We start from the raw sequence: 3,609 nt of genomic DNA, 5'->3' as shown, positions 1-3,609 counted from the left end.
GCGTGTTCGTGAGCACAGTCAGTTCCGTATGCGCGGCCGCAGTCGCCCAGGGCGAGCTTGCGGCGCTCAAAGTGCCCGAGAAACTCTCCCCATTCCTCAGGAGTGACGGTGCGGTATTCATCGGCAGGTCGCAGAGCCCGGCGCCGGGCGATGAACGCTCGATGTGCTTCGATGGCATCAGTGGGGTAGATCGCGGCGTATCCCATCGTCGTTCCGATGTGGTCGTGACCAGCGATGACCTGGGCGATGTGAGGTGGCAGGCCGTTGAGGATGGAGTCCGTGATGAAGATCCGGCGGAAGTCGTGGGGCTGAAAGATGAGGGGGGCACCCGCGCTGTCCGTCAGACCTGAGGCCAACAAGGTGACGTCGAGTCCCCGACGGATCGACGCTGGCGACAGCGGACGCAGGTACCCACTGGAGCGATCCTGGAACAGGAGAGGCATCGGCGGGTTCCAGACCCGTTCGTAGTGGTCATAACTACGAACAACGGGAACTCTCCCGTCCGATCCTCGGACTCGAGAGACGACCGTACTCAACACGTCCGCCAGCTCCGGCGTGACCAAGACAAGTCGCTCTTGGTCCGTCTTCGACGGGGCGATCTGCAAGAGCGGAACGGTCTGACCGGTGGTGGGCAGCTTGTAGCTGACGATGCTGTGATGCCCCAGCTCGAGGAGTTCCTCGATGCGGATGCCGGTGTGCCGCAAGATCTCGATGGCAGCCCACGCCCAGAATGCGCTGCGCTCCTCACCCGCGAATGAGCGCCGGGTGCCCTTCGCATCCCAAGCATGAATCGGGCGCCCGTCAGCGCACTTGCTGAAGCGCGGAACCCTGAACGTCTCACCAAGCACGCTGAAATCCGAACCGAGTGGGGCAGCGTTGAGTGCATCGAGACGCATCGTGGCCTCTTTCAACAGGCGGTGAGCCGTCTTCACCAGCGTGGGCAGGGCCGGCAGGCGCTCGCGAGTACGTTGGTCCATGCGGGCCTTGAGCTGCTTCTCAGCCTTTCTTCCCGAGCACTCGGCTTCGCTGATCGGGCAGGGCGCCACCCAGGCGGCCCACTGGCCGGGGTCCTCCACTGCCCACTCCGCCAGGTCCAGGTAGAAGGCTCTGACCTGGGTTTTGATCCCGATCGCACCTCGGCGTGGCTCTGTGAAATCACGAAATGATCCGTCGGGCAGACGCTTGCGGACGGTCTTCGTGGCCAGGCGGACCTTCCAAGCAGTGATCACCTCGGCAGGAAGCCGAAGAGAGTCGATGCCCGGATGATGCCGCTCCAGGTCGCCCCAGAACCGAAGCGCCAGCGAGATCGTGAGCGCCTGCAGCGTCGTGAAGTCGAGCCCTACGGACCGATGGGAGAGGTAGGCGACCAAGAGATCGCGGATCGGACGGCACTGCAGTTCGTAGCGGTCGACAAGGTCTGCCGGGGTGAGTTGCCCGGTACGGTTCGAGATCCGGAACAGCGTGTGCGGTGCGTCTGCTGGAAAGAGACCCAAGTCGCGTAGCCAGGTATAGGCGAGCTGGATCCGTCCATTGCTGTTGCTCGGATTCTTGCTTTGCCAGAGCAGCAGGTCCCCGACGACGATGTCCTCGATAGTGCCGCCATGGCAAGCCATGATCTCCGCAATGGTCTTCAGCCCGGACGAGATATTCGCAGCCGAGATGTTGGTCGGCAGTGAAGCCCTCAAACGAGCGAACCCCTCGGGGTCGCGTGTGGTCTCCAGCGCCGGCCGAAGATGCCGCGATCTTGACCCGATGAGGTATTCCGGGTCGGGTCTGACGGCATCCGCGCAGAGCAGCGCCAGCACACCGACGAGGAGCGTTTCACGGCGAGATACTCGCCCTTCCGGGCGGGCCCAGGCTGCGAAGTCATCCCTCCACCCCTGCGACGCAATGTGTTGGCCGTGCGCAGGGCTCCTCTGCCACCGCTGCTGCCAGGTTTCTCCCGGAAAGGTCATCAGCCAGTCGAGCAGGAGGCGTGCCCCGAACATCCGATTCGCCTGGGCGCTGGGTTCCACAACTCGTAGCGGTGGGCGAGCCAGCCGCTCAAGGACCTCTTCACGAGTGATCGAGGTCGCTTCCCACGTGCTTGGTCTTTCCCGATGCGGGAATCGGTTCATCAGCGTGAGCGCTTCGGCGCCCACCATGCTTGTGACCCGCGGAACGAAGCTCGAGCCGATGTGGGTCGCAGTGCTCGTCATGACGCGTCCCGGCCGAAGAGGATGGACAAGGAGTCGGGGTTGTAGGACGGCTCGTCAACAGGCACAGGAGTCTCCTCGCGTCGCTTCTCCTGGCGGGCGTGGTGGGCAAGGCCGGCTCTGATGACGTCGTTCCTGGTCGGACGGTTGTAGATGTCCAGGGTCGACAGGTACTTGTGGCCGAGGATCTTCTGCACGTAAACCGGCGGCATGTTCGGGTCATCGAGCATGAGGAACGTCGCCGTGTGCCGCAGATCGTGAAGGGTCCAGTTGGCGCCCAGGAGATCGTTGGCGCGGTTGAACATCATGCGTGCCGCGTCGTACTCCAGCGGCCGCCATGGGCGCCGCAGCGTCCACCACAGCGGATGATGGCGGCCCCGAGGGACGCCTTTCTTCCAGGCGGACTCTTGGTAGAGCCGCAGCCAGACGAACGCGTCCGGGGTGGCGGCCAGGTCCTGGTAGTCGCGGGTGCCCTTGCGGATCACACTGACGGTCTGCTCGCCGACGACCGCGCCGCCCTGCTTGACCGTGAGTAGCTCCTCGGCTCGGGCGCCAGTGGCGACCCAGAAGGCCAGCAAGGCGCGGTCACGATGAGAACGGAGCCCGGCGAAGACCTTGGTGTACATCTCGTCGGGAATCCGCCGTGGGACCCGCTGCGGAACGGTTGGCCGGTACAGGCCCGTGCGTCGGTTCCGGTGCTTCTTCCCACCATCACGCTGTGTCCCGAGCTGGGACAAGCGGCGCCCACGGACCAACGGGAAGGGGTTCACCAGCAACGAACCGGTGTTTTCATCCAGATGGAAGTTGTAGAACTCCCGCAGCACCGTCTCGCAATGAGCACGGGTTGCCGGTGAGTACTTGGTCCCGACCGTGGGTTTACCCGTCACCGGATTCGGCGTCCCCGGTGCCGGCCTGTCGCTGCGAGGCGGCGGGACCTTGGAGAGAGCCCTGCCGCGATGGCGCCAATGGACACGTTTCGGCTTGTCCGCCACCTTCATCCACAACATGAAGTCCCGGGCATCTTCCCGGGTCGCACGGTCCCACTCGATCCCGAGCGCCCATAAGAACCGGAACCAGCGCAGCAGATCCATGCCGTACGAACGTGGCGTCAACGGCGAGCTGTTCCTCGCCATCAGCTCCTTGAGGTAGAGCGCAGCGGGCTCGACCGGCCTCCCGCGTCCATCCAGCACCCTGTACGGCTCCCAGGGATCTCCCGTCTTCAGCAACTGGCCTAACTCAGGCAGGACAAAGTTCCTCAGGTCCCTTCCGGACCGCTGCTCATCAAACACCCCGGGAAGCTAGCAGATACCCGGTCTGACCTGCGAAGACAGCTGAGTTAGTTCGGTTACTGACGTTGAAGTCGTCTTGTCGTAGGGGCTGACGGTTGGTGATCGTCGAGGTAAGCCGGTTGGAT

At 63.9% G+C, this 3,609-nt stretch carries 2 protein-coding genes; both read right to left on the bottom strand.

Features of this window, described 5'->3' with window-relative positions:
* A partial coding sequence (locus tag ABZ070_RS36085; protein WP_356640286.1) for a site-specific integrase occupies window positions 1–2,198 on the bottom strand: 2,198 nt, incomplete at its 3' end.
* Complete coding sequence (locus ABZ070_RS36080) at window positions 2,195–3,484, bottom strand: tyrosine-type recombinase/integrase (protein WP_356640284.1); 1,290 nt, start codon at window positions 3,482–3,484, stop codon at window positions 2,195–2,197. The genes ABZ070_RS36080 and ABZ070_RS36085, both read right to left, overlap by 4 nt.
* Window positions 3,485–3,609 lie beyond the last annotated feature (125 nt).

It is taken from the genome of Streptomyces sp. NPDC006283, assembly GCF_040613325.1.
In the GTDB taxonomy this organism is placed as follows: domain Bacteria; phylum Actinomycetota; class Actinomycetes; order Streptomycetales; family Streptomycetaceae; genus Streptomyces.
The sequence above is the reverse complement of the archived record's forward strand: the minus strand, read 5'-3'. Positions and strand labels throughout refer to the sequence as shown.